Origin of the sequence: Aliidiomarina sp. (assembly GCF_047920995.1) — a bacterium.
In the GTDB taxonomy this organism is placed as follows: domain Bacteria; phylum Pseudomonadota; class Gammaproteobacteria; order Enterobacterales; family Alteromonadaceae; genus Aliidiomarina.
Window position 1 is genome coordinate 45,254 of sequence record NZ_JBLRWZ010000011.1, and the last position, 22,913, is coordinate 68,166.

Sequence of the window (22,913 nt, forward strand, 5' to 3'; positions counted from 1 at the left end):
TTTTTTTGCGGTCTGTGTATCATCAATTGTTCTGAAATAACTGCAGATGGAATTCGCGTGGCAACTCAAAATAAAAAATCTTCAGATGCTAAGCTCGATGCGCTAAAAACACCACCCCACTCAATTGAGGCTGAACAATCAGTACTTGGTGGCCTCATGCTGGATAACGAAGCGTGGGATAATGTGGCCGAACGGGTGATTCAGGATGATTTTTATTTGCTTTCCCATCGCTTTATTTTTGGCGCGATGGCGTACTTAAGTGAAGCAGGTAAGCCAATAGATTTTGTAACCCTCTCTGAGCGGCTTGAGTTAAGCAACGAGCTAGATCGGGCGGGCGGCGCAGCCTACCTGCTAGAAATTCAAAAGAACACGCCCAGCTCGGCTAACATTTTAGCTTACGCAGATATTGTGCGAGAGCGTGCTTTGGTGCGAGAAATGATTGGTGTTGCGAATCAGATAGCTGAAGCCGGTTTTGATCCACAAGGTAGGGATAGCAAAGAATTACTAGATTTCGCGGAATCTACGGTGTTTGGGATTGCTGAAAAACGTAGTAGCAGTAGCGATGGCCCACAAGGGTTGGTAAGCATCCTAGATAAAACCTTAGATCGAATTGAATTTCTCAGTAAGCAAACAAATTATAGCGGTGTTACCGGTGTTTCAACCGGCTTTACGGATCTTGATAAGAAAACAACTGGTTTGCAGCCTTCCGATTTGATTATTGTTGCCGCTCGGCCATCCATGGGTAAAACCACCTTCGCGATGAACTTGGTTGAACACGCTATGATGCATGAAGAAAAGCCGGTAGTAGTGTTCAGTTTGGAGATGCCAGCCGACCAAATCATGATGCGGATGTTAGCCTCACTGAGTAGAGTTGATCAAACCAAAGTACGTACGGGGCAACTTAGTGACCAAGATTGGGATCGCATTAGTTCAACCATGATCGTGCTGAAAGAGCGAGGCAAACTATTTGTTGATGATAGTTCTGGCCTTACGCCAACCGAGGTGCGCTCACGTGCCCGGCGAATCGCGCGTGAGCATGGCGGCGTAAGTATGATTATGGTGGATTACTTACAGCTGATGACAGTGCCTGGCATGTCGGAAAACCGTACCTTAGAGATTGCTGAGATCTCGCGCTCATTGAAAGCTTTAGCGAAAGAACTGAAGTGCCCAGTTGTAGCGCTTTCTCAGTTGAATCGGTCATTGGAGCAACGTTCTGATAAACGGCCGGTTAACTCAGATTTACGCGAATCTGGATCTATTGAGCAAGATGCCGATTTGATTATGTTTATCTATCGCGATGAGGTTTATCATCCGGATTCAGACGATAAAGGCTTGAGCGAAATTATTATCGGTAAGCAGCGAAATGGCCCAATTGGTAGATTGAAGCTAATGTTCCACGGCCAGTATTCGCGCTTTGATAATTACACTGGCGAGAGCTATGACGAAGATTATTAAGCTTATTGCCGTGTTCGGCGAGGGCGGATTGTGCAACCGCCTTTGGAGTAGGGCCCACTAATGAGCAAAGTGATGCGCCCGGCATGGGCAAGTATTGATTTACCTGCATTAGCCCATAACCTGCGCGCAATTCGGGGCTTTGCGGGTAACAATCGAGTGCTCGCAATTTTGAAAGCTAATGCTTATGGGCATGGCCTTACGCGTATTGCACAGGCGCTAACTGATATCGATGCGATTGGTGTTGCCCGATTAGATGAAGCATTGCAGTTACGTAATGCCGGCGTAACTAAGCCAATTGTATTACTAGAGGGATTCTTTTCTGCTGACCAAATCCCAGTTCTTGCAGCAAGTAATATTGAGCCTGTGGTGCACAGTACCCTGCAGCTTCAGCAACTAGCCGAGGTTGCTAACTTAACCGATTGTATAAAAGTATGGCTGAAGGTTGATACAGGTATGCACCGGCTTGGCCTGGAGCCCAAGGATGTAAGTGCTTGTTATCAGCGTTTATGCGAGTTGGCGCAAGTACAGGGTAAGCCAATATTAATGAGCCATTTTGCTTGTGCCGATGAGCCGAATCATTCTAAGAACACTAGCCAAATAACAATGTTCGCGCAGTTGCATAGCGATTTAAGCGCAGCCCATGGCGAGGTTGTTACTTCATTATCGAATAGCGCAGCGCTACTTAGTAACATGGCCCCTCAGTTTGATTGGGTGCGCCCGGGGTTATCCTTGTATGGTATTAGCCCATTTGCGAATGAGTGCGGCGAACAGCATGGGCTAAAAGCGGTAATGACCTTACAAGCCAGTATTATTTCGGTGCGAAAAGTGGCGGCAGGGGAAACCGTAGGGTATGGCGCTGCTTGGCAACCAAAAGCAGATACCAATATTGGTATTGTAGCCATTGGTTATGGTGATGGTTATCCGCGGCATGCACCAGAAGGCACTCCAGTGCACATCAATGGCCGCTGTTTCCCATTAGTGGGAAGAGTAGCTATGGATATGCTAACGGTTGATCTTGGGGCTGACCTTGAGGTTGAGCTTGGCGACACCGCGCAACTATGGGGTAAAGATTTACCGGTAGAAACCGTTGCAAAGGCGGTAGGAACCATTCCGTATGAGTTACTGTGTAACGTGGCGCGCCGCGTACAATTGGATTATGTAGAATAATGGGTGGCTAATAATACGAAAGCTGTGCTTTGCAATTACTGCGCATATTTATACCGAACCGCAAATTAACCATGCAAATGCCAGTAAGTGTTATTTAATCTGCTTGCTGGCAGTTGGCGCAAATCCCCAGCGCTTCCACAGTTTGTTGCTGCACCGTAAACCCTTCTTTCTCTGCCTGCGCTAAAAATTCTTTATGAATACCGCTGGAATGAATTTCCTGCACATTACCGCAGTGCCCACAAATTAACATTTGCACTGGATGCTGCTTTTCAAAGTGGGAACACAAAACATAGCTGTTTGACGACGATACTTTGTGTACAAAGCCCTGATTTTGTAAAAACTCCAACGCACGATAAATTGTTGGTGGCTTGGCATTCGGCACTTCTGTTTTCAGCATCTCGAGTAAATCATAGGCACCAACAGCACCGTCTTGCTCCGTTAAAATCGAAAATACTTCACGGCGAGTAGGCGTTAGCCTTACGCCTCTGCGCTGGCACAATAATTCTGCACTCAGCAGGAGCTGCTCGGTTTTTTGTTTTTGGGTACTTTGTTTTTGCGTACTTTGTTGCTTCATATTCTTTGCAACCCTAAGTGATAATGTTCTTTATATACATAGCATACGTTCTCTTGGCGCAACAAAAAAGCACAACCTTCGCATTACTGTTGCTAACTAATGATTTCACGTAGAATAGGGGAATGATTTTTTAGGAGTAGTTAATGATTTCTGTAGCCCCAATGCTGGATTGGACCGACCGCCACTGTCGGTTTTTCCATCGGCAAATATCCGAACATGCGCTGTTATACACCGAGATGGTAACTACCGGTGCCATTTTATTCGGTAAACAGGATTTCCTGGCCTTTAACGACGCAGAGCATCCCGTTGCATTACAGCTCGGTGGAAGTGATCCGCAGGCGCTGGCTAAATGCGCAAAGCTCGCTGCCGAGCGAGGCTATGATGAAATTAACTTGAATGTAGGCTGCCCATCTGATCGCGTACAAAACGGCAGTTTTGGAGCTTGTTTAATGGCCGAACCGAGCTTAGTTACAGATTGCGTTAAAGCGATGCAAGATGCTGCGCCAGAGGTTCCGGTTACAGTTAAAACTAGGCTCGGCATTGATGAGCAGGATAGCTACGAGTTTTTACAAGCATTACTTACGCCTCTTGCTGAAGCCGAATGCCCACGTGTTATTTTGCATGCAAGAAAGGCGTGGTTGCAGGGCTTAAGCCCAAAAGAAAACCGGGAGATACCGCCACTTGATTATCAGCGCGTATATCAGGCAAAACGTGATTACCCAACGCTGGAAATTCATGTAAATGGGGGCGTTAATAACCTACAAGAAGCACAACAACATTTGCAATATGTAGATGGAGTGATGATCGGTAGAGCTGCCTATTCAAACCCGTGGTTATTAGCCGAAGTAGATGAGCTGCTCGGTGTACAGCATAGAGCCCCAAGTAAGGAAGAAGTTTTGGCGCAAATGCACACGTACATTGAAGAACATATTCGTGCGGGTGGGCGCTTTTGGCATGTGGCCCGCCATATGCTTGGTTTATACCAGAATTGCCCGGGGGCCCGCCAATGGCGTAGAACATTGAGTGAACTTGGCCCGAGAGCAGATGATGCTACGCCACTATTAACAGCAAAAGCGATAATTGATGCAGAGTATGCGCGCGCTGCAGAGCGTGAATCACAGCTATAACTGGCACTGTAAAGCATATTCAGCGGTAACAATGCGGCTCGTGTACGCCGCATTAGGGGGAGAAAAAATGAAATACTTACATACGATGGTGCGAATTAGCGATTTAGATGCCTCATTACGTTTTTATTGCGATGGGTTGGGCTTACAAGAGGTGCGCCGTAAAGAGGTACCGAAAGGACGTTTTACATTAATCTTTTTAGCCGCTCCAGAAAGCCTAGATGCAGAGCTGGAACTTACCTATAACTGGGATCCAGAAAGTTATACCGGCGGACGTAATTTTGGCCATTTAGCATTCCGAGTGCATGATATTTATCAAGTATGTGGGCACTTACAAGCAATGGGTATTACAATTAACCGGCCTCCTCGTGATGGGCATATGGCGTTCGTGCGTTCCCCCGATGGTATTTCCATCGAGTTGTTGCAACAAGGAGATGCGTTAGAGCCTTGCGAACCATGGGTATCGATGGAAAACGTGGGAAGCTGGTAATTTCGAAACTAATAATAACGATAATGTTTTTCAGAAAATAATGCATTGTAAAGCAGCGCTTCTAGGCAATATATTCGCGCCCCAAAGGCTTCTTTGCTATTGTCGAGTAGATGTTCACACAACAATTAGAAAACGGATTAGGAATTATGAGAAATGTAACCCGCGCCTCTATTGCCGCGTTAACCCTGGCAGTCGTTGGCTTTTCAGTTTCAGCTCATGCTACCGATATTACGGCGAGTGAGCGGGCAATTCGTATTGCTCAAGAATCGATGATCATTGATACCCATATTGATGTTCCGTATCGTTTAATCAATGATTGGGAAGATGTTAGTAAGGCCACTCAACGTGGAGATTTTGATTATGAACGTGCTGTGGCGGGTGGCTTAAACGCACCTTTCATGGCGATTTATATTCCTTCAAGCTATGAAGACAATGGTGCCTACACCTTAGCTAACCATTTAATCGATTTTATGGAAGCGTTAGTGTATCGCGCTCCAGAAAAATTCGCGATTCCACACTCCGTTGATGATCTGTTCGCTCATACAGAAGCGGGCTTGATGTCTTTAGCGATGGGCATGGAGAACGGCGCTCCTATCGAAGGTAGTTTCGAGAAACTACAGCACTTTTTCGATCGAGGAGTTCGTTACATTACACTGGCGCATTCAGAAGATAATCACATTTCCGATTCTTCCTATGATATTCGCGGCACCTGGGGTGGTTTAAGCCCGTTCGGGAAAGAGCTTGTGGTAGAAATGAATCGCATTGGTATGATGGTTGATGTGTCGCATATCTCGGATAAAGCGTTTTACGATGTATTGGAAATTACCAAAGTGCCGGTAATCGCCACTCATTCCTCAGCCCGCCGTTTTACACCTGGATGGCAGCGCAATATGAATGACGACATGATTAAAGCGTTAGCCGAAAACGATGGGGTTATTCAAGTTACCTTCGGCTCTACATTTGTTACGCAACAAGCCAACCAACATCGGGCGCGGATTCAGCGCTTAACTCGCGAAATCAATCAGCGGCTTGGCGAGGGTACAGAGGAAGCTCAAGCAGCCGTGGCCAGTATGCGTGAAGAAAATCCATATCCATTTGCTACCTTAAAAGATGTACTAGATCATATAGATCACATTGTTGAGCTAGTTGGTATCAATCACGTTGGTATCGGTTCAGATTATGATGGTGTTGGCGATACTCTGCCGGTTGGTTTAAAAGATGTACGTACGTTTCCAAACTTAATTCAAGGGTTATTGGATCGAGGATATTCCGAAGAGGATATTGATAAGATCTTGTTCGCAAATACCGTTCGCGCTTGGCGAGCAGTTGAGGCTTACGCAGCAGCAAACCAATAATTGAACTTACCCGCGCCGCTTATAACTAATGATATGGGCGGCGTTTTCTTTATACGGATGCTGCATGTACCTTTATTAGAAGCTTGCGCGGTTACCGCTCAGTAATGTGAAGAGCAGTAATGTGCTGCCCTATTTAGTAACATACCTCACCTTTGTCGCACTTCTAGTTGACTATTGCCTGTATATCCGTATAATCTCGCCCACGTCTTATTAGGCGTTTGTTCGAGCAGTTTGTGTTAACGCACATAATTGTTTTAGCAATAAGTATCGTAGTTGCAAGAATAATAAGGCTTTCGAGCTAGTTCTTGGTTACTACAGATACTTCAACAGCGGCCCCGATTGGGGGTCGAATGGTGGTTAAAAACACTTCCTCTTTCAACCCCAAGGGTTGTTCAAGAGGCGAGTTTTTTTATGCTCTTTTTTAAATGCTCTTTATATGAGGCTTTGATTTATGTCTGGTCAAAGAATTCGAATTCGCTTAAAAGCTTTCGATCACCGCTTGATCGATTTGTCCACAGCGGAAATCGTAGATACAGCGAAACGTACTGGTGCTCAGGTTCGTGGTCCAATTCCACTACCTACGCGCAAAGAACGTTTCACCGTGCTTATTTCTCCGCACGTGAATAAAGACGCCCGTGATCAGTACGAGATCCGCACCCACAAGCGTCTTATCGATATTATCGAGCCAACAGATAAAACTGTTGATGCTTTGATGCGTTTGGACCTAGCTGCTGGCGTTGACGTTCAGATTAGCTTGGGCTAAGTGAGAAACAAGATTCTAAGATAAGAGGTTTTAACAATGGCTATTGGTCTAGTCGGTCGGAAAGTAGGAATGACTCGCATCTTTCAAGAAGATGGCGCATCAGTTCCAGTGACTGTGATCGAAGTGCTGGCAAACCGCATTACCCAAGTGAAAACTTTGGAAACTGATGGTTACCAAGCGCTTCAAGTGACTACTGGCAGCAAGAAAACTAACCGTGTAACCAAACCTGAAGCTGGGCACTTCGCCAAAGCTGGCGTAGAAGCAGGCCGTGGTTTGTGGGAGTTCCGCTTAAATGAAAATGATGGCGCGGACTTCGAGGTTGGATCTGAGCTGACTGTAGATATTTTCGCAGACACTAAACTCGTTGATGTAACGGGTACGTCTAAAGGTAAAGGTTTCGCTGGTACCGTTAAACGCTGGAATTTCAGCATGCAAGACGCGACGCATGGTAACTCGTTGTCGCATCGTGCTCCAGGTTCAATCGGTCAGAACCAGTCACCTGGTAAAGTATTTAAAGGTAAGAAGATGGCCGGCCAAATGGGTAACAAGCAGATTACTGTTCAGTCCCTTGAGGTTGTCCGTGTTGACGCTGAGCGCAATTTGATCTTGGTTAAAGGTGCTGTCCCTGGAGCTTCCGGTGGCAACGTAATCGTTAAGCCTGCGGTCAAAGCGTAACGTCTGAGGAGATTAGTGATGGAATTAGCATTAAAAGACGCGAAAGGCGCTCTTGAAGTTTCCGAAGCTACCTTTGGACGTGAATACAATGAAGCTTTGGTGCATCAGGTTGTAGTAGCCTATGCAGCAGGCGCACGTCAAGGTAGTAAAGCGCAGAAAACACGTTCAGAAGTTTCTGGTGGTGGCAAAAAGCCATGGCGCCAGAAAGGTACTGGCCGTGCTCGTGCGGGTACGATTCGTAGCCCAATCTGGCGTTCTGGTGGTGTAACTTTCGCAGCGAAGCCACAGAACCACGCACAAAAAGTAAATAAGAAGATGTATCGCGGTGCTCTAAAAAGCATTCTATCTGAACTGGTTCGTCAGGACCGTTTGATAGTTGTAGAGAGCTTCGGTATTGATTCGCCAAAAACCAAGCAGTTGGTTGCTAAGTTGAAAGAGATGGAATTGAACGACGTTCTAATCATCACTAAAGATCTTGATGAGAACTTGTTCCTTGCCTCACGCAACCTGCATAAAGTTGATGTTCGTGACGTTCAGGGCATCGATCCGGTCAGCTTGATCGCATTCGATAAGGTTCTGTTCACTGCGGACGCAGTTAAGCAGCTTGAGGAGACATTATCATGATGCGCGAAGAACGTTTATTGAAAGTCATTCTGGCGCCTCACGTTTCTGAAAAAGCAACTTTGGCTGCTGAAAACCAAAACACTATGGTTTTCAAAGTAGCGAAAGATGCAACTAAATCAGAAATCAAAGCTGCGGTAGAGAAACTGTTCGAAGTCGAAGTAACCGGCGTGCGTACCTTGAATGTTAAAGGTAAAACCAAACGTTTCGGTACGCGCACAGGCAAACGTAGCGATTGGAAAAAAGCATACGTAACCCTGAGCGAAGGTGCTGACATCGATTTCGTCGGCGGCGCTGAGTAAACAGGAGGATTATTAAAATGGCTGTTGTTAAATGTAAGCCTACGTCCCCGGGTCGTCGCCACGTCGTTAAAGTCGTTGGTCAAGACCTGTACAAAGGCAAGCCGTATGCCCCATTGCTGGAGAAAAACAGCAAAAATGGTGGCCGTAACAATAATGGCCGGATTACCGTTCGTCACATTGGTGGTGGTCACAAGCATCACTATCGTTTGGTTGATTTCAAACGCACCAAAGACGGTATTCCAGCAACTGTAGAGCGTATTGAATATGATCCTAACCGGTCAGCTAATATCGCTTTAGTATTGTACGCTGATGGTGAGCGTCGTTATATTTTAGCCCCTAAAGGCTTAACTGCTGGTGATAAAGTAGTATCAGGTTCTGATGCTCCTATTAAACCAGGTAACACGTTACCACTGCGCAATATCCCAGTAGGTTCTGTAATTCACGCAATTGAAATGAAGCCTGGTAAAGGTGCACAGTTGGCTCGTTCAGCTGGTGCTTCAGTTCAGCTTCTTGCGCGTGATGGCATGTACGTTACTGTGCGTTTGCGTTCAGGTGAAGTACGTAAAATCCTATCGGAGTGCCGTGCTACTATCGGTGAAGTTGGCAACGCTGAGCACATGCTTAAGCAACTCGGTAAAGCGGGTGCTAAACGCTGGCGCGGTGTTCGTCCTACCGTTCGTGGTGTTGCAATGAACCCGGTTGATCACCCACATGGTGGTGGTGAAGGCCGGACTTCAGGAGGCCGTCATCCGGTTTCTCCATGGGGTGTTCCTACGAAAGGTTACAAAACTCGTAAGAACAAACGTACTAGCAAGTATATTGTGCGTCGTCGCACGAAGTAATAGGCAAGGGGTTTTAAAATGCCACGTTCTCTTAAAAAAGGTCCATTTATTGACCTTCACCTACTCAAGAAGGTGGAGAAGGCGATGGAAAGCGGGGACAAGAAACCAATTAAAACTTGGTCCCGTCGTTCAATGATCATTCCAGATATGATTGGTTTGACCATCGCTGTTCATAACGGTCGTCAGCATGTTCCAGTTTTCGTTTCAGAAGAAATGATTGGACACAAGCTTGGCGAATTCGCTCCGACTCGCACTTATCGCGGCCATGCTGCAGATAAGAAAGCTAAGAAACGGTAAGAGGTGAATACAATGGAAGCGATTGCTAAACATAAATTTGCCCGCCTTTCTCCGCAGAAGGGTCGTCTGGTTGCAGACCAGATTCGTGGCCAGTCAGTTGCAAAAGCGCTTGATATTTTGGCTTATAGCCCGAAGAAAGCGGCAAGCTTGATTAAGAAAGTTCTTGAATCAGCAATTGCAAATGCTGAACACAACGAGGGCGCCGACATTGATGAGTTGAGAGTTTCAGCTATCATGATCGACGAAGGTCCAACGATGAAGCGAATCAAGCCGCGGGCCAAAGGCCGTGCGGATCGTATCTTGAAGCGCACCAGCCACATTGTTGTGGTTGTTTCGGATAGCTAGGAGATAAGTTATGGGTCAGAAAGTACATCCTAATGGTATTCGCCTAGGTATCACCAAGCCATATAATGCTACCTGGTTCGCGGAGTCCAAGGATTTCGCTGACAACCTACACAGTGATCATAAGGTTCGTTTGTTCCTTAAAGAGAAACTGAAAGGTGCGTCAGTATCACGTATCGTTATCGAGCGTCCAGCCAAGAGTGTTCGTGTGACTATTCACACTGCTCGCCCTGGTGTGGTGATCGGTAAGAAAGGCGAAGATGTTGAGAAGCTACGTCAAGAAATTTCTAAGCTGACAGGTGTACCTGCGCAGATTAATATTTCTGAAGTACGTAAGCCTGAGTTAGATGCTCAGCTAGTTGCTGAAAACATCGCAGGCCAGCTTGAGCGTCGTGTAATGTTCCGTCGTGCTATGAAGCGCGCTGTTCAGAACGCAATGCGCCTAGGTGCTAAAGGTATCAAAGTAGAAGTAAGCGGCCGTCTTGGTGGTGCAGAAATCGCACGTACCGAGTGGTATCGTGAAGGCCGTGTGCCATTGCACACTTTACGTGCTGACATCGATTACGCAACTGCAGAAGCAGCTACTACTTACGGTATCATTGGCGTGAAAGTTTGGGTTTTCAAAGGTGAAGTACTTGGCGGTATGCCAGTGGTAGCTGAAGAAAAGCCAGCGGCTAACAAGCGCGGCAAAGGTCGTAAGTAAGGAGAGGCATCATGTTACAACCTAAGCGTACGAAATTTCGTAAGGTACATACAGGCCGTAACCGCGGCCTAGCGCAATCGGGTAACAAAATCAGCTTCGGTACTTATGGCCTTAAGGCTACTGAACGCGGTCGTATGACTGCGCGTCAGATCGAAGCAGCCCGTCGTGCGATGACACGTCATGTTAAACGTCAAGGTAAAATTTGGATTCGCGTTTTCCCTGATAAGCCAATTACTAAGAAGCCTCTAGAAGTGCGGATGGGTAAAGGTAAGGGTAACGTAGAGTACTGGGTTGCTCTGATTCAACCAGGTCGCGTTTTATACGAGATGGATGGTGTATCTGAAGAGCTGGCACGTGAGGCATTCAAATTAGCGGCTGCCAAACTGCCATTCAAAACAACCTTTGTTATTCGGACGGTGATGTGATGAAAGCAAGCGAACTGAAAGCAAAAAGCGTAGAAGAGCTGAATCAGGAGCTACTAGGCTTATTGCGTGAGCAATTCAACTTGCGCATGCAATCAGCCACTGGCCAACTGAATCAAACTCATCTGTTGAGACAAGTGCGTAGAGATATCGCACGAGTTAAAACATTGCTTAATGAGAAGGCAGGCGCGTAATGAGTGAAGCAAAAACTATCCGTACTTTACAAGGGCGCGTAGTAAGCAACAAGATGGATAAATCTATCGTAGTTGCTATCGAGCGTCGGGTTAAGCACCCTTTATACGGTAAGTACATTAAGCGGACCACTAAAGTTCATGCGCACGACGAAGATAACACGTGCCGGGAAGGTGATTTAGTATCGATTCGGGAAACTCGCCCGGTATCGAAAACTAAATCATGGGCCTTGGTAGAAGTTATTGAGCGTGGCGCTGAAATTTAAACCGCGGCTTAAAAGCTAGTTAAAAACGACCCTTATGGGTCGTTTTTTTTTGCCTTTGCGAGATGTGTTACTATACTAAGTTCTTAGAAACATGAATGTTTCCATAGCTGAGGAGTAATTATGCGAACAAAAAGAACTTTATTGAGCTTAGCCATCGTGAGCTCTTTGATCCCATTCTCAGGACTTGCTCAAGAATCAGAAGAGCGGTCATTAGAGGATAGAATTGAAGCTCTAGAAAGTGAAATCCGTGTTGTTCGACAGCAAAACCAGGATCTGAAACAAGTAGTAGAAAGTGATGTTGGTGCCGCAGATGAAGATGGCATCACGCTTGGTGGCGCCGTAAGATTTCAATACCAAATAACGGATTATAACTCCGACCAACGCGACCGCGGCGGCGACCTCGATTTTGATATTTTCAGGCTCGACCTGAATGGCAAAATGGGTGATGTTATTTTATCGGCCCAGTATCGCTGGTTTAATTATATGGAAGCGTTACGCCATGCATATTTTGGATACAATTTTACCGATGAGTGGCAGGGGCAAATAGGTGTTGTAGTTCAGCCTTTTGGTATCATGCCTTATAATTCCCACAATTATTTTTTCAGCACGAACTTTTATGTTGGGCTAGAAGATAACCCTGGTGCGGGCGTCCGTTTTTTGCAACGCACTGATTCTTGGGACTTTGATTTTGCGTTCATAAAAAATGACGAACTCGGAGGTGCCTCGGGGGGAGTGAGAAGTTCAGCAGATCGTTACGCCTATGATGTAGTGGGCATTCGTTTGCCGGGAGAAGGAACTTACGACGCGCCAACGGCAGTAGCGGGCGAGAATAATACATTTATGACGCGCATCGCTCATAAATGGCATTTCGGTGATGACCAAATGGTAGAGCTTGGTTTCTCTGGTCAGCTCGGTAAGTTCAATGACGGTGTAAGTAACGTCGGTGATCGGGAAAATGTGGGAATCCACGCTCTATACAATGTAGGGCAATGGGAGTTCCAAGCTCAGTTTAGTAGATACGATTATGATTTTGCCATAGAGAACAGTGGTGTTGTACTAGGTGCATATGCATATTATGACACAATGCCAACCAAAGCGGATATCTATACGGCAAATATCGCTTACAATATGCCTGTTGAAATCGGCCCGATTACTCATTTAACTTGGTACAATAATCTAAGTATTATGACGAATAAACGCGGTTTCAATGACGATACGTATATGAATGTCGCGGGCGTGGCTGTAAGTGCCGGTGGTGTGTATACTTACGTTGATTTAGTAACAGCACAGAATCAACCCTTTGTAGGCGGCTCAACAGGCCAAGATGGGGGTAGAACTAATACCCGCTTTAATATAAACTTCGGTTATTATTTTTAAGCTATTCTGAAGGCTGCTTATGGCTTATCCATAAGCAGCCCACACCCTTCTTTTTCTTCGTAATCCCTCTATCATTTCGAAAATCTTTCTGTTACAATTTCGCGCCCTTTTAATATGGGGTCATCTATCTTATGGCAAGAAAGATGTTACTTGGACTCGGGAGAGTCTGGTTTACTAACTAAAGCGGAGCACTGAGATGATCCAGATGCAAACTATGCTGGACGTGGCCGACAACTCTGGCGCACGCAGCGTACAATGTATTAAGGTTCTAGGTGGTTCGCACCGCCGTTATGCAAACATTGGCGACATCATCAAAGTGTCAGTGAAGGAAGCAATTCCTCGTGGCAAGGTGAAGAAAGGCGATGTTTACAACGCGGTGGTGGTTCGCACCCGGAAAGGCGTCCGTCGTCAAGACGGCTCTGTTATCCGTTTTGACCGCAATGCAGCTGTGATTTTGAACAACAACTCACAGCCAATTGGCACCCGTATCTTTGGTCCAGTGACTCGTGAATTGCGCGGTGAGCAGTTCATGAAGATTATTTCACTGGCGCCAGAAGTATTATAAGGAGTCGACAATGGCGGCAAAAATCAGACGTGATGACGAAGTGGTTGTGTTAAGTGGTAAAGACAAAGGTAAGCGCGGCAAAGTGCTTACAGTTAATACCGAAGACAATCGTGTAGTTGTAGAAGGCATTAACGTAATTAAGAAACACCAGAAGCCGAATCCGGCCCTGAATGAACCAGGTGGCATTATTGAAAAAGAAGCCCCTATTCAAGTTTCTAACGTAGCAATCTACAATCCAGCGACTGGCACAGCAGATCGAGTTGGTTTCAGATTTGAAGACGGTAAAAAAGTACGTTTTTTCAAATCAAATAATGAAACCATCTAATTGAAATTTTGGAGTATACGATGGCGAAACTGCATGATTTTTACAAAGAGACTGTAGTTCCTGAACTGATGAAACAGTTTAGCTACACCAGTGTCATGCAAGTCCCTCGGATTGAGAAAATCACACTCAATATGGGTGTTGGTGAAGCACTAGCAGATAAAAAGATTCTCGACAATGCGGTAGCAGACCTAGAAGCAATTACAGGTCAAAAAGTTATCCGCACTAACGCTCGAAAATCAGTTGCTGGCTTCAAGGTCCGTGAAGGCTTCCCGATTGGTTGCAAAGTAACTTTACGCGGTGAGCACATGTGGGACTTCCTGCAGAGACTGATCTCTATTGCGATTCCTCGGATTCGCGACTTTCGCGGTTTAAACCCGAAGTCTTTTGATGGTCGTGGGAATTACAGCATGGGCGTTCGTGAACAAATCATTTTCCCAGAAATCGACTATGACAAAGTTGATCGGGTACGTGGATTGGATATCACGATCACTACCAGTGCAAAGAGCGATGATGAAGCTCGCGCACTGTTGTCTGCCTTTAACTTCCCGTTTAAAAAGTAAGGTGTAGAGTTATGGCAAAAGTTTCTATGAAAATGCGCGAACTCAAGCGTCAGCAGCTTGCTGCTAAATTCGCTGAGAAACGCCGCGCACTTAAAGCTACTATTAGCAATCCAGCGTCCAGTGATGAACAGCGCTGGGAAGCAGTTCTGGAATTGCAGAAGCTTCCTCGTGATTCTAGTCGTTCACGTCAGCGTAACCGCTGTCGTGTGACTGGTCGTCCACATGGTGTGCTGCGTAAGTTTGGCATGAGCCGTATTAAGGTTCGTGAAAAAGCTATGCGCGGTGAAATTCCTGGCTTGAAAAAAGCTAGCTGGTAAGCCACCAATCACGGGAGAAAGCAAAAATGAGCATGCAAGATCCAATTGCGGATATGTTTACACGCATTCGCAACGCTCAGTCTGCAAATAAAGTTGCTGTGGTAATGCCGGGTTCTAAGCAGAAAGAAGCAATCGCTAAAGTTCTGCAAGACGAAGGTTATATCAGCTCTTTTAAAGTAGAGTCTGGCGTAAAACCAGAACTGGAAATCACTTTGAAGTACTTCGAAGGCAAACCTGTTATCGAATCAATTCAACGCGTGAGCCGTCCAGGTCTGCGGATTTATAAGAAGCGTAACGAGCTACCAAAAGTAATGGGTGGGCTCGGTGTCGCAGTTATTTCCACGTCGAAAGGCCTGATGACCGACCGAGCTGCACGTAGTGCTGGCCTTGGTGGTGAAATCATCGGGTATGTAGCATAACGGAGGGTAGGATATGTCACGCGTTGCTAAGGCACCTGTTGCGATCCCTGCCGGCGTTGATGTTGCAGTTAACGGTCAGGAAGTAACAATCAAGGGCACTAAAGGCACATTAACTCGTGTATTCAATGATGCTGTAGAAGTAACTACTGCAGATCAAGAATTACGTACTGTGCCACGTGAAGGAATGGCGAATGCAATTGCACAAGCCGGAACTGCACGTGCTCTGTTAAATAACATGGTAATCGGCGTTACCCAAGGCTTCGAGCGTAAACTAACACTAGTTGGTGTTGGTTATCGTGCACAAGCTCAAGGTAGCAAACTGAATCTGAGCCTAGGCTTCTCGCATCCAGTTGAATTTGAAGTTCCAGCAGGTGTTACTGTTGAAACTCCAGCTCAAACTGAGGTTGTCGTGAAGGGCGCTGATAAGCAACTGGTTGGTCAGGTTGCTGCTAACATTCGCGCGTATCGGAAACCTGAACCTTACAAAGGTAAAGGCGTTCGTTACAGCGATGAGCAAGTGCGCCGTAAAGAAGCCAAGAAAAAATAGGGTAATACGATGGACAAGAAAGCAGCTCGCTTACGTCGTGCTACTCGCGCACGTAAGAAAATTCAAGAGTTGGGTGGAACCCGTCTGGTGGTTCACCGTACCCCGCGGCACATTTATGCTCAGTTAATCGCAACTGGCGGCGCGCAAGTGCTTGCTACTGCTTCTACTGCAGAAGCTTCGGTTCGTGAGCAAGTGAAATCTACGGGTAACGTAGAAGCCGCTAAATTCGTCGGTAAATTGATTGCTGAACGTGGTAAAGAAAAAGGTGTTGACACCGTTTCTTTCGATCGTAGCGGCTTCAAATACCATGGTCGTGTTGCTGCACTGGCAGATGCTGCTCGTGAAGCAGGACTGCAGTTCTAGGAGACGAAAATGGCAAATCATGAAGCTCAAAACGGTGAAATGATGGAAAAGCTCATCACAGTTAACCGCGTCTCTAAAGTTGTTAAAGGTGGTCGTATCTTTAGCTTTACTGCGCTAACTGTGGTAGGTGATGGTCAAGGTAAAATCGGTTTCGGTTACGGTAAAGCACGTGAAGTGCCTGCTGCAATCCAGAAAGCGATGGAAAAAGCGCGTCGTAACATGGTAACTGTAGAGTTAATCAATGGTACGTTGCAGCATCCTGTTAAAGGTCGTCACTCTGGCTCGAACGTATTTATGAAACCTGCCTCTGAAGGTACTGGTATCATCGCAGGTGGTGCGATGCGTGCAGTATTGGAAGTTGCTGGTGTACATAACGTTCTGTCAAAAGCTTACGGTTCAACCAACCCGATCAACGTAGTTCGTGCAACGATCAAAGCTCTTGAGTCTATGAACTCACCAGAGCAGATCGCTGCGAAGCGCGGACTGTCTGTTGACCAAATCGTGGGGTAATGAACAATGGCGAATAAGACAATTAAAGTTACTCAAACTAAAAGCTCAATTGGCCGCTTACCAAAGCACAAAGCCACTTTAGTTGGTTTGGGTCTGCGCCGTATTAACCATACAGTTGAACTAGAAGATACTCCTTCTGTTCGCGGCATGGTTAATCGGGTTAATTACATGGTTAAGGTAGAGGAGTAAGACATGTTTTTGAATTCTCTCTCTCCTGCTCCTGGTGCAAAGACAGACAAGAAGCGTCGCGGACGTGGTATTGGTTCAGGTCTTGGCAAAACAGGTGGTCGTGGTCATAAAGGTCAAAAATCTCGTTCAGGCGGCACTGTTCGTCCTGGTTTCGAGGGTGGCCAAATGCCATTGCAACGTCGCTTACCTAAGTTTGGTTTTACTTCACGTAAAGCAATGCAAACTGCGGAAGTAACGTTGAGTGAACTAGCTAAATTAGTTGGTGAAACAGCGACCGTAGACACGTTGAAGGAAGCAGGTTTGATCAAGAAGAACATCTTGTTCGTGAAAGTGATCAAGTCTGGTGAAATCAACCGTGCTATTACTGTACAGGGCGTTAAAGTTACTAAAGGTGCGCGCGAGTTAATCGAAGCGGCCGGCGGCAAAGTCGAAGGATAATTGACCCATGGCTAGACCAGGATTGGAAAAAAACAGTGCGAAAGGCGGTCTATCAGAATTAAAAGTACGCTTACTTTTTGTTTTGGGAGCGATCATTGTATTTCGTGCCGCGTCTTTTGTGCCGATTCCTGGGATAGATGCAGCCGTATTGGCAGATTTATTTGAGCAGCAACAGGGTACCATCGTGGCCATGTTTAACATGTTCAGCGGTGGTGCTCTCGAGCGAGCTTCAATACTTGCGCTTGGCATTATGCCGTACATTACATCTTCAATTATTATGCAATTGCTATCTGTGGTTCATCCAAAGTTAGCTGAGCTTAAGAAAGAAGGTGAGGCGGGCCGGCGTAAGATTAGCCAATATACGCGTTGGGGTACATTAGTTCTAGCAACCATGCAATCCATTGGTATTGCAACGGGCCTACCAAATCTAATTCCAGGTTTGGTAGCCAACCCAGGGTTTGCGTTCTATTTCACAGCGGTAGTGAGCTTAGTTACGGGAACTATGTTCCTGATGTGGTTAGGCGAACAAATTACTGAGCGTGGAATAGGGAACGGTATTTCAATTATCATCTTTGCCGGAATTGTTGCAGGCTTGCCTTCAGCAGTTGGTCAAACAGCAGAGCAAGCACGTCAGGGCGACCTGCACATGTTACTTCTGTTGTTGATTGCGGTTATAGTATTTGCCGTAACTTATTTTGTAGTGTTTGTAGAGCGTGGACAGCGTCGTATCGTTGTGAACTATGCGAAGCGCCAACAAGGGCGTCAAGTGTTTGCAGCGGAATCATCACATTTGCCATTGAAAGTTAATATGGCTGGTGTTATTCCACCGATCTTCGCGTCAAGCATCATTTTGTTCCCAGGTACAATTGCGACTTGGTTTGGGCAGGGTGAAGGTGGTGTTGCAGAAGTATTGCAAAACGTTGCGCTTACCCTATCCCCAGGGCAACCGTTATATGTTATGCTATACGCAGCAGCGATTATTTTCTTCTGTTTCTTCTATACTGCGCTAGTTTTTAACCCGCGCGATACAGCAGATAACTTGAAAAAATCAGGTGCGTTCATTCCAGGGATTCGTCCAGGGGAACAAACCTCCCGCTACATTGACAAAGTAATGACACGACTGACTTTAGCTGGTGCTCTGTATATTACATTTATCTGTTTGATCCCTGAGTTCATGATGATCGCTTGGAACGTTCAGTTCTACTTTGGCGGTACATCATTATTGATTATCGTAATTGTTATCATGGATTTCATGGCTCAAGTTCAGACCCATTTGATGTCACATCAATATGAGTCTGTGCTCAAAAAAGCGAACCTTAAGGGCTACGGCCGCTAAGGTCGTTGTTTACGGAGATTAGCAATGAAAGTACGTGCTTCCGTTAAGAAGATCTGCCGCAACTGCAAGGTCATCAAACGTCACGGCGTAGTTCGTGTAATTTGTACTGACCCTAAGCATAAACAGCGGCAGGGTTAAGAGTTTCACAGTCCGAGGTATACTCGGGCTGTGATATTTTGCTATTTGTAAAAAATTGCAAAAAATATACCGGTTGAGTATCCTAACGGGCTTTTCAACTGGTGCCCATTAAACTATAGGAGATATGTTAGTGGCCCGTATAGCTGGCATTAACGTCCCTGACAATAAACATGCTGTGATCGCTTTGACTTCGATCTTCGGTGTTGGCTTAACTCGCTCTAAAGCGATTTTAGCTGCCTGTGGTCTAGCAGAAGATACAAAGCTCAGCTCTTTGTCAGAGGAACAAATCGACGTAATTCGTGAACAAGTTGCCAAATACAGTGTAGAAGGTGATTTGCGTCGCGAAGTATCAATGAATATTAAGCGTCTGATGGACCTCGGTTGTTACCGTGGACTTCGTCATCGTCGCAGCTTACCTCTTCGTGGTCAGCGCACTAAAACAAATGCGCGCACCCGTAAAGGTCCGCGTAAACCGATTCGTAAGTAAGGAGAAGCGAAAATGGCTAAAACACCTACTCGCGCTCGGAAACGCGTTAAAAAGCAAGTGACTGATGGAATGGCGCACATCCATGCGTCTTTTAACAACACCATCGTGACAATTACCGATCGTCAAGGCAATGCGTTATCTTGGGCTACCGCTGGTGGTTCAGGTTTCCGTGGCTCACGTAAATCCACACCGTTTGCTGCTCAGGTAGCTGCAGAACGTGCTGGTGAAATGGCGAAGGAATATGGGTTGAAAAACTTGGAAGTGTTCGTGAAAGGACCAGGTCCAGGTCGTGAATCTTCGATTCGTGCCTTGAATGCTGTCGGTTATAAAATCACAAACATTACCGATGTGACACCGATTCCTCACAACGGTTGTCGTCCGCCTAAAAAACGTCGCGTTTAATTGGCGTGAAACGATAGTTGGAGAAAGAACATGGCTAGATATTTGGGTCCAAAACTCAAACTGAGTCGTCGCGAAGGTACCGACCTCTTCCTTAAGAGCGGTGTTCGTGCAATCGATTCAAAATGTAAGCTGGAGAATGCACCAGGTCAACACGGCGCTCGTCGCGGTCGTTTATCTGATTACGGCCTTCAGCTGCGTGAAAAGCAAAAAGTTCGTCGTATATTCGGCATTCTTGAGAAGCAATTCCGCAACTACTATAAAGAAGCTGCGCGGTTAAAAGGCAACACCGGTGAAAACTTATTACAGTTACTCGAGTCTCGTCTTGATAACGTAGTATACCGGATGGGCTTTGCGTCAACTCGTGCTGAAGCGCGTCAGTTGGTTAGTCACAAAGCGATCGTAGTTAATGGTCGTGTAGTGAACATTCCATCGTTCCAGGTTAGTCCTGAAGACGTGGTCAGCGTTCGCGAAAAAGCTAAAAAGCAAGCACGCATCAGTGCTGCACTAGAGCTTGCAGAACAGCGTGAGAAACCATTATGGGTAGAAGTAGATGCCAAAGAAATGCAAGGCACTTTTAAACGTCTCCCAGAACGGACTGACTTGTCTGCCGAAATTAACGAACAGTTGATCGTAGAGCTTTACTCTAAGTAAGGCCTCAGCATAAAGAGAGGACACAATGCAGGGTTCTGTAACCGAATTTCTGAAACCGCGGCTCGTCGATATCGAGCAAATCAGCACCAATCGCACCAAGGTTACTCTTGAGCCGTTGGAGCGTGGATTTGGTCATACGCTGGGTAATGCACTGCGTCGTATCCTTCTCTCTTCAATGCCAGGTTGTGCGGTAACTGAAGTAGAGATTGATGGCGTGCAGCATGAATACAGCACGAAAGAGGGTGTGCAGGAAGATATCATCGAAATTCTGCTCAACCTAAAAGGTCTGGCTGTCAAACTGAACGGCAAAGACGAAGCTACGTTAACTTTAATCAAGTCGGGTTCAGGCCCGGTAGTTGCAGGTGACATTACCACTGATGGTGATGTGGAAATCTGTAACCCAGATCACCTGATCTGTACTTTAACTGGCGATATCGAATTTTCGATGCGCTTAAAAGTTGAACGCGGTCGTGGTTACGTCCCTGCTAATGTTCGTCAGCAGAATGAAGATGAAGAGCGTACTATCGGACGGCTTTTGGTAGATGCTTCGTTTAGTCCAGTTGAGCGTATTGCATACAATGTCGATGCGGCACGTGTAGAGCAACGTACAGACTTGGATAAGTTGGTTATCGATATGGAAACCAACGGAACGATTGATCCTGAAGAGGCAATTCGTCGTGCAGCAACAATTTTAGCTGAACAGCTAGAAGCGTTTGTAGAGCTTCGCGATGTAAGTGAGCCAGAAGAGAAAGAAGAGAAGCCGGAATTTGATCCGATTCTTTTGCGTCCGGTCGACGATCTAGAGCTGACTGTCCGGTCTGCAAACTGTCTGAAAGCGGAAGCGATTCAGTATATTGGTGATCTAGTTCAGCGCACAGAGGTTGAGTTATTGAAAACTCCAAACCTCGGTAAGAAATCGCTGACCGAAATCAAAGACGTTCTTGCATCACGTGGCTTGTCACTGGGTATGCGCCTAGAAAATTGGCCTCCAGCAAGTTTGATGGAAGACGACTAAGGTCGCCTAAGTAGAAGATTTACTGAGAAGGGTATTGGTATGCGCCATCGTAAGAGTGGTCGTCAACTTAACCGTAACAGCAGCCATCGCCAGGCTATGTTCCGTAACATGGCTAGTTCATTGGTTCGTCACGAAGTGATCAAAACCACTGTTCCAAAAGCGAAAGAGCTGCGCCGAGTAATCGAACCTTTGATTACATTGGCAAAACAGGATAGCGTAGCAAACCGTCGTTTAGCGTTTGCTCGCACTCGTGATAAAGAAGTAGTAGGTAAGTTGTTTAACGAGCTTGGCCCACGTTTTGCAGATCGTCCAGGTGGATACACCCGGATCCTGAAATGTGGTTTCCGTGCTGGTGACAACGCGCCGATGGCTTTCATCGAGTTAGTTGATAGACCTGTTAACGCAGAAGAAAATGTTGAAGAACTAGTAACTGAAGAATAAGTTACTTATTTCGGATATAAATAAAACGGAGCCTTATGGCTCCGTTTTTGTTTTTAGCGGTTTATACTTTGTATTTGCACAAAGTTTCATTTTAAAATCCACTATAGTTTCGTTCTTATTGCAGACATTAAAACAAAGAGAAATTTATATGCCTAGTTTCGATATCGTTTCTGAAATTGACAAAGTTGAGTTAAAAAACGCGGTAGATAATGCTAATCGAGAGTTAACTACGCGCTTCGACTTTCGCGGTGTGCTTGCCGAGCTTGAATTGAACGATCTAATAGTACAGCTCAAATCTGAATCCGATTTCCAAGTGCGGCAGTTGTTGGAGATACTCAGAGGCCAATGTACGAAAAGAGCAATATCACTTGCAGGTGCTGATATCGAAGATACACCTATACATAGTGGCAAAACATTCAGTTTCAATGTCACCTTTAAGCAGGGGATAGATCAGCCTATTGCTAAGCAGATCATAAAATTGATTAAAGAGAATAAGTTAAAAGTTCAGGCTTCGATACAAGGTGATAAAGTTCGAGTTAATGGTAAGAAACGTGATGACCTGCAAGAAGCAATCGCGCTATTAAAGAAGTCTGATATTGAGTTACCACTACAATTCGAAAACTTTAGGGATTAGATCGGCACGATAGAGAGTGTTTACTGTCTTAGATAAAAGCTAAAGATCTCTTCTGTGGCTTGTAGATATTTAATCTTTCAGGACAGAAAGCGGTCATGTTTCCAGCATCTTGTATGAAAAACATCCGAACGATTACTTTTGTATAAAAAGATCTTGATACTTTCAATTTGATCTCTATAATTCGCCTCCGTTGTCACCGAGGTGTCAACCACGAGAAAGACAAGCGCAGCAAGAAAAACCTTCGGGTAAATGAAGTTGCGAAATTTGATTCAAAAATATGAAATCAAGGTCTTGACTTCCTCACTGGGTCGCGTAAAATTCGCTTCCCTGCTACGAGCTCCACTGAGCCGAGCAACGTTCTTTAACAATATATCAAGCCAAGTAATCTGTGTGGGCACTTGCGCAAGAAAAGCATCAACCAAAGCCACTTCGGTGGCAGGTATGAAAGTTTACTTTCATACCAAGGTTCAGCTTTCGAGTGACAAGTTGCTTATATATAAGTAACCAGAAATTCATAAAGTTGAGCGGCTTTGTTTGTTAGTTCTTCGGGATTAGCAAAGTGAAGCACTTTGCATCAAGCACTTTTAATTGAAGAGTTTGATCATGGCTC

The 22,913-nt window shown here is 45.7% G+C and carries 36 protein-coding genes; 35 read left to right on the forward strand and 1 reads right to left on the reverse strand.

Translation table 11 applies throughout. The annotated features are described in order from the left end of the window. Positions 1-57 precede the first annotated feature (57 nt). Both dnaB and alr read left to right on the forward strand, forming a co-directional pair. Positions 58-1,455, forward strand: coding sequence for a replicative DNA helicase (dnaB, locus tag ACNA7P_RS04545; RefSeq protein WP_416257431.1), 1,398 nt, complete (start codon positions 58-60; stop codon positions 1,453-1,455). Positions 1,456-1,515: 60 nt separating this feature from the next. Beyond that, entirely contained in the window at positions 1,516-2,622 is a 1,107-nt protein-coding gene (alr, locus tag ACNA7P_RS04550) for an alanine racemase (RefSeq protein WP_416257432.1), read from the forward strand. A 94-nt stretch (positions 2,623-2,716) separates the two neighbouring features. Here alr and zur read toward each other — a convergent pair whose 3' ends face one another. Then, the gene (zur, locus tag ACNA7P_RS04555; protein ID WP_416257433.1) at positions 2,717-3,196 is read right to left on the reverse strand and encodes a zinc uptake transcriptional repressor Zur; all 480 of its coding nucleotides are present in this window, start codon (positions 3,194-3,196) and stop codon (positions 2,717-2,719) included. Positions 3,197-3,339: 143 nt separating this feature from the next. Here zur and dusA point away from each other — a divergent pair, with 143 nt between their 5' ends. The 33 genes from dusA to ACNA7P_RS04720 all read left to right on the forward strand — a co-directional run bounded on the left by dusA (position 3,340) and on the right by ACNA7P_RS04720 (position 22,303). Further along, positions 3,340-4,323: a tRNA dihydrouridine(20/20a) synthase DusA gene (gene dusA / locus ACNA7P_RS04560; RefSeq protein ID WP_416257434.1), complete on the forward strand. Its 984-nt coding sequence runs from the start codon at positions 3,340-3,342 to the stop codon at positions 4,321-4,323. 67 nt (positions 4,324-4,390) lie between these two features. Beyond that, positions 4,391-4,810 (forward strand): VOC family protein, encoded by a 420-nt coding sequence (locus ACNA7P_RS04565; RefSeq protein WP_416257435.1) that lies wholly within the window; start codon positions 4,391-4,393, stop codon positions 4,808-4,810. A 146-nt stretch (positions 4,811-4,956) separates the two neighbouring features. Then, on the forward strand, positions 4,957-6,165 hold the full coding sequence (locus ACNA7P_RS04570; RefSeq protein ID WP_416257436.1) for a dipeptidase: 1,209 nt from the start codon (positions 4,957-4,959) through the stop codon (positions 6,163-6,165). 451 nt (positions 6,166-6,616) lie between these two features. Then, a complete protein-coding gene (gene rpsJ / locus ACNA7P_RS04575) occupies positions 6,617-6,928 on the forward strand; it encodes a 30S ribosomal protein S10 (protein WP_416257437.1) in 312 nt (103 codons plus the stop codon). 36 nt (positions 6,929-6,964) lie between these two features. Then, positions 6,965-7,603 (forward strand): 50S ribosomal protein L3, encoded by a 639-nt coding sequence (rplC, locus tag ACNA7P_RS04580; protein WP_416257438.1) that lies wholly within the window; start codon positions 6,965-6,967, stop codon positions 7,601-7,603. An 18-nt stretch (positions 7,604-7,621) separates the two neighbouring features. Beyond that, the gene (gene rplD / locus ACNA7P_RS04585) at positions 7,622-8,227 is read left to right on the forward strand and encodes a 50S ribosomal protein L4 (RefSeq protein WP_416257439.1); all 606 of its coding nucleotides are present in this window, start codon (positions 7,622-7,624) and stop codon (positions 8,225-8,227) included. Further along, the gene (gene rplW, locus ACNA7P_RS04590) at positions 8,224-8,526 is read left to right on the forward strand and encodes a 50S ribosomal protein L23 (protein ID WP_416257440.1); all 303 of its coding nucleotides are present in this window, start codon (positions 8,224-8,226) and stop codon (positions 8,524-8,526) included. The genes rplD and rplW overlap by 4 nt, the downstream gene beginning before the upstream one ends. Positions 8,527-8,543: 17 nt before the next feature. Then, entirely contained in the window at positions 8,544-9,368 is an 825-nt protein-coding gene (gene rplB / locus ACNA7P_RS04595) for a 50S ribosomal protein L2 (RefSeq protein ID WP_416257441.1), read from the forward strand. Positions 9,369-9,386: 18 nt separating this feature from the next. Next, complete coding sequence (gene rpsS / locus ACNA7P_RS04600; RefSeq protein WP_143236539.1) at positions 9,387-9,665, forward strand: 30S ribosomal protein S19; 279 nt, start codon at positions 9,387-9,389, stop codon at positions 9,663-9,665. A 12-nt stretch (positions 9,666-9,677) separates the two neighbouring features. Further along, positions 9,678-10,010 (forward strand): 50S ribosomal protein L22, encoded by a 333-nt coding sequence (gene rplV, locus ACNA7P_RS04605; RefSeq protein ID WP_416257442.1) that lies wholly within the window; start codon positions 9,678-9,680, stop codon positions 10,008-10,010. 10 nt (positions 10,011-10,020) lie between these two features. Then, positions 10,021-10,710 (forward strand): 30S ribosomal protein S3, encoded by a 690-nt coding sequence (rpsC, locus tag ACNA7P_RS04610; RefSeq protein ID WP_416257443.1) that lies wholly within the window; start codon positions 10,021-10,023, stop codon positions 10,708-10,710. Positions 10,711-10,721: 11 nt separating this feature from the next. Continuing rightward, a complete protein-coding gene (gene rplP / locus ACNA7P_RS04615; RefSeq protein WP_416257444.1) occupies positions 10,722-11,135 on the forward strand; it encodes a 50S ribosomal protein L16 in 414 nt (137 codons plus the stop codon). Next, positions 11,135-11,326 (forward strand): 50S ribosomal protein L29, encoded by a 192-nt coding sequence (gene rpmC / locus ACNA7P_RS04620; protein WP_416257445.1) that lies wholly within the window; start codon positions 11,135-11,137, stop codon positions 11,324-11,326. The genes rplP and rpmC overlap by 1 nt, the downstream gene beginning before the upstream one ends. Continuing rightward, a complete protein-coding gene (rpsQ, locus tag ACNA7P_RS04625) occupies positions 11,326-11,589 on the forward strand; it encodes a 30S ribosomal protein S17 (protein WP_416257446.1) in 264 nt (87 codons plus the stop codon). Before rpmC ends, rpsQ begins: the two co-directional genes overlap by 1 nt. A gap of 120 nt (positions 11,590-11,709) precedes the next feature. Continuing rightward, positions 11,710-12,966 (forward strand): carbohydrate porin, encoded by a 1,257-nt coding sequence (locus tag ACNA7P_RS04630; protein ID WP_416257447.1) that lies wholly within the window; start codon positions 11,710-11,712, stop codon positions 12,964-12,966. A 196-nt stretch (positions 12,967-13,162) separates the two neighbouring features. After that, positions 13,163-13,531: a 50S ribosomal protein L14 gene (rplN, locus tag ACNA7P_RS04635; RefSeq protein WP_007419221.1), complete on the forward strand. Its 369-nt coding sequence runs from the start codon at positions 13,163-13,165 to the stop codon at positions 13,529-13,531. Positions 13,532-13,541: 10 nt separating this feature from the next. After that, the gene (rplX, locus tag ACNA7P_RS04640) at positions 13,542-13,856 is read left to right on the forward strand and encodes a 50S ribosomal protein L24 (RefSeq protein WP_416257448.1); all 315 of its coding nucleotides are present in this window, start codon (positions 13,542-13,544) and stop codon (positions 13,854-13,856) included. 20 nt (positions 13,857-13,876) lie between these two features. Beyond that, complete coding sequence (rplE, locus tag ACNA7P_RS04645) at positions 13,877-14,416, forward strand: 50S ribosomal protein L5 (RefSeq protein ID WP_416257449.1); 540 nt, start codon at positions 13,877-13,879, stop codon at positions 14,414-14,416. Positions 14,417-14,427: 11 nt separating this feature from the next. Next, positions 14,428-14,733, forward strand: a complete 306-nt coding sequence (rpsN, locus tag ACNA7P_RS04650) for a 30S ribosomal protein S14 (protein WP_007419218.1) — start codon at positions 14,428-14,430, stop codon at positions 14,731-14,733. Positions 14,734-14,759: 26 nt separating this feature from the next. Then, positions 14,760-15,152, forward strand: coding sequence for a 30S ribosomal protein S8 (rpsH, locus tag ACNA7P_RS04655; protein WP_416257450.1), 393 nt, complete (start codon positions 14,760-14,762; stop codon positions 15,150-15,152). 13 nt (positions 15,153-15,165) lie between these two features. After that, positions 15,166-15,699 (forward strand): 50S ribosomal protein L6, encoded by a 534-nt coding sequence (rplF, locus tag ACNA7P_RS04660; protein WP_416257451.1) that lies wholly within the window; start codon positions 15,166-15,168, stop codon positions 15,697-15,699. Positions 15,700-15,708: 9 nt separating this feature from the next. Then, on the forward strand, positions 15,709-16,062 hold the full coding sequence (gene rplR / locus ACNA7P_RS04665) for a 50S ribosomal protein L18 (RefSeq protein WP_416257452.1): 354 nt from the start codon (positions 15,709-15,711) through the stop codon (positions 16,060-16,062). Positions 16,063-16,071: 9 nt separating this feature from the next. Beyond that, positions 16,072-16,572, forward strand: a complete 501-nt coding sequence (gene rpsE / locus ACNA7P_RS04670; protein ID WP_416257453.1) for a 30S ribosomal protein S5 — start codon at positions 16,072-16,074, stop codon at positions 16,570-16,572. A gap of 6 nt (positions 16,573-16,578) precedes the next feature. After that, the gene (gene rpmD, locus ACNA7P_RS04675; RefSeq protein WP_416257454.1) at positions 16,579-16,761 is read left to right on the forward strand and encodes a 50S ribosomal protein L30; all 183 of its coding nucleotides are present in this window, start codon (positions 16,579-16,581) and stop codon (positions 16,759-16,761) included. Between the two features lie 3 nt (positions 16,762-16,764). Further along, a complete protein-coding gene (rplO, locus tag ACNA7P_RS04680; protein ID WP_416257455.1) occupies positions 16,765-17,199 on the forward strand; it encodes a 50S ribosomal protein L15 in 435 nt (144 codons plus the stop codon). Positions 17,200-17,206: 7 nt separating this feature from the next. Next, on the forward strand, positions 17,207-18,535 hold the full coding sequence (secY, locus tag ACNA7P_RS04685) for a preprotein translocase subunit SecY (protein ID WP_416257456.1): 1,329 nt from the start codon (positions 17,207-17,209) through the stop codon (positions 18,533-18,535). Between the two features lie 24 nt (positions 18,536-18,559). Then, positions 18,560-18,673 carry a 50S ribosomal protein L36 gene (gene rpmJ / locus ACNA7P_RS04690; RefSeq protein WP_072155090.1) on the forward strand — a complete coding sequence of 38 codons (114 nt, stop codon included), beginning with the start codon at positions 18,560-18,562 and terminating at the stop codon, positions 18,671-18,673. Between the two features lie 130 nt (positions 18,674-18,803). Beyond that, positions 18,804-19,160 (forward strand): 30S ribosomal protein S13, encoded by a 357-nt coding sequence (rpsM, locus tag ACNA7P_RS04695; protein ID WP_416257457.1) that lies wholly within the window; start codon positions 18,804-18,806, stop codon positions 19,158-19,160. Between the two features lie 12 nt (positions 19,161-19,172). Next, a complete protein-coding gene (gene rpsK, locus ACNA7P_RS04700) occupies positions 19,173-19,562 on the forward strand; it encodes a 30S ribosomal protein S11 (protein ID WP_007419210.1) in 390 nt (129 codons plus the stop codon). Between the two features lie 30 nt (positions 19,563-19,592). Further along, the gene (rpsD, locus tag ACNA7P_RS04705; RefSeq protein ID WP_416257458.1) at positions 19,593-20,213 is read left to right on the forward strand and encodes a 30S ribosomal protein S4; all 621 of its coding nucleotides are present in this window, start codon (positions 19,593-19,595) and stop codon (positions 20,211-20,213) included. A gap of 25 nt (positions 20,214-20,238) precedes the next feature. After that, positions 20,239-21,228: a DNA-directed RNA polymerase subunit alpha gene (locus ACNA7P_RS04710; protein ID WP_416257459.1), complete on the forward strand. Its 990-nt coding sequence runs from the start codon at positions 20,239-20,241 to the stop codon at positions 21,226-21,228. 39 nt (positions 21,229-21,267) lie between these two features. Continuing rightward, positions 21,268-21,669 (forward strand): 50S ribosomal protein L17, encoded by a 402-nt coding sequence (gene rplQ / locus ACNA7P_RS04715; RefSeq protein WP_416257460.1) that lies wholly within the window; start codon positions 21,268-21,270, stop codon positions 21,667-21,669. 148 nt (positions 21,670-21,817) lie between these two features. After that, the gene (locus ACNA7P_RS04720) at positions 21,818-22,303 is read left to right on the forward strand and encodes a YajQ family cyclic di-GMP-binding protein (protein WP_416257461.1); all 486 of its coding nucleotides are present in this window, start codon (positions 21,818-21,820) and stop codon (positions 22,301-22,303) included. Positions 22,304-22,913: the final 610 nt, after the last annotated feature.

Coding starts and splice junctions, on each gene's coding strand:
- alr (WP_416257432.1), top strand. CDS start 1,516: ATGAGCAAAGTGATGCGCCCGGCATGGGCAAGTATTGATTTACCTGCA.
- zur (WP_416257433.1), bottom strand. CDS start 3,196: ATGAAGCAACAAAGTACGCAAAAACAAAGTACCCAAAAACAAAAAACC.
- dusA (WP_416257434.1), top strand. CDS start 3,340: ATGATTTCTGTAGCCCCAATGCTGGATTGGACCGACCGCCACTGTCGG.
- ACNA7P_RS04565 (WP_416257435.1), top strand. CDS start 4,391: ATGAAATACTTACATACGATGGTGCGAATTAGCGATTTAGATGCCTCA.
- ACNA7P_RS04570 (WP_416257436.1), top strand. CDS start 4,957: ATGAGAAATGTAACCCGCGCCTCTATTGCCGCGTTAACCCTGGCAGTC.
- rpsJ (WP_416257437.1), top strand. CDS start 6,617: ATGTCTGGTCAAAGAATTCGAATTCGCTTAAAAGCTTTCGATCACCGC.
- rplC (WP_416257438.1), top strand. CDS start 6,965: ATGGCTATTGGTCTAGTCGGTCGGAAAGTAGGAATGACTCGCATCTTT.
- rplD (WP_416257439.1), top strand. CDS start 7,622: ATGGAATTAGCATTAAAAGACGCGAAAGGCGCTCTTGAAGTTTCCGAA.
- rplW (WP_416257440.1), top strand. CDS start 8,224: ATGATGCGCGAAGAACGTTTATTGAAAGTCATTCTGGCGCCTCACGTT.
- rplB (WP_416257441.1), top strand. CDS start 8,544: ATGGCTGTTGTTAAATGTAAGCCTACGTCCCCGGGTCGTCGCCACGTC.
- rpsS (WP_143236539.1), top strand. CDS start 9,387: ATGCCACGTTCTCTTAAAAAAGGTCCATTTATTGACCTTCACCTACTC.
- rplV (WP_416257442.1), top strand. CDS start 9,678: ATGGAAGCGATTGCTAAACATAAATTTGCCCGCCTTTCTCCGCAGAAG.
- rpsC (WP_416257443.1), top strand. CDS start 10,021: ATGGGTCAGAAAGTACATCCTAATGGTATTCGCCTAGGTATCACCAAG.
- rplP (WP_416257444.1), top strand. CDS start 10,722: ATGTTACAACCTAAGCGTACGAAATTTCGTAAGGTACATACAGGCCGT.
- rpmC (WP_416257445.1), top strand. CDS start 11,135: ATGAAAGCAAGCGAACTGAAAGCAAAAAGCGTAGAAGAGCTGAATCAG.
- rpsQ (WP_416257446.1), top strand. CDS start 11,326: ATGAGTGAAGCAAAAACTATCCGTACTTTACAAGGGCGCGTAGTAAGC.
- ACNA7P_RS04630 (WP_416257447.1), top strand. CDS start 11,710: ATGCGAACAAAAAGAACTTTATTGAGCTTAGCCATCGTGAGCTCTTTG.
- rplN (WP_007419221.1), top strand. CDS start 13,163: ATGATCCAGATGCAAACTATGCTGGACGTGGCCGACAACTCTGGCGCA.
- rplX (WP_416257448.1), top strand. CDS start 13,542: ATGGCGGCAAAAATCAGACGTGATGACGAAGTGGTTGTGTTAAGTGGT.
- rplE (WP_416257449.1), top strand. CDS start 13,877: ATGGCGAAACTGCATGATTTTTACAAAGAGACTGTAGTTCCTGAACTG.
- rpsN (WP_007419218.1), top strand. CDS start 14,428: ATGGCAAAAGTTTCTATGAAAATGCGCGAACTCAAGCGTCAGCAGCTT.
- rpsH (WP_416257450.1), top strand. CDS start 14,760: ATGAGCATGCAAGATCCAATTGCGGATATGTTTACACGCATTCGCAAC.
- rplF (WP_416257451.1), top strand. CDS start 15,166: ATGTCACGCGTTGCTAAGGCACCTGTTGCGATCCCTGCCGGCGTTGAT.
- rplR (WP_416257452.1), top strand. CDS start 15,709: ATGGACAAGAAAGCAGCTCGCTTACGTCGTGCTACTCGCGCACGTAAG.
- rpsE (WP_416257453.1), top strand. CDS start 16,072: ATGGCAAATCATGAAGCTCAAAACGGTGAAATGATGGAAAAGCTCATC.
- rpmD (WP_416257454.1), top strand. CDS start 16,579: ATGGCGAATAAGACAATTAAAGTTACTCAAACTAAAAGCTCAATTGGC.
- rplO (WP_416257455.1), top strand. CDS start 16,765: ATGTTTTTGAATTCTCTCTCTCCTGCTCCTGGTGCAAAGACAGACAAG.
- secY (WP_416257456.1), top strand. CDS start 17,207: ATGGCTAGACCAGGATTGGAAAAAAACAGTGCGAAAGGCGGTCTATCA.
- rpmJ (WP_072155090.1), top strand. CDS start 18,560: ATGAAAGTACGTGCTTCCGTTAAGAAGATCTGCCGCAACTGCAAGGTC.
- rpsK (WP_007419210.1), top strand. CDS start 19,173: ATGGCTAAAACACCTACTCGCGCTCGGAAACGCGTTAAAAAGCAAGTG.
- rpsD (WP_416257458.1), top strand. CDS start 19,593: ATGGCTAGATATTTGGGTCCAAAACTCAAACTGAGTCGTCGCGAAGGT.
- ACNA7P_RS04710 (WP_416257459.1), top strand. CDS start 20,239: ATGCAGGGTTCTGTAACCGAATTTCTGAAACCGCGGCTCGTCGATATC.
- rplQ (WP_416257460.1), top strand. CDS start 21,268: ATGCGCCATCGTAAGAGTGGTCGTCAACTTAACCGTAACAGCAGCCAT.
- ACNA7P_RS04720 (WP_416257461.1), top strand. CDS start 21,818: ATGCCTAGTTTCGATATCGTTTCTGAAATTGACAAAGTTGAGTTAAAA.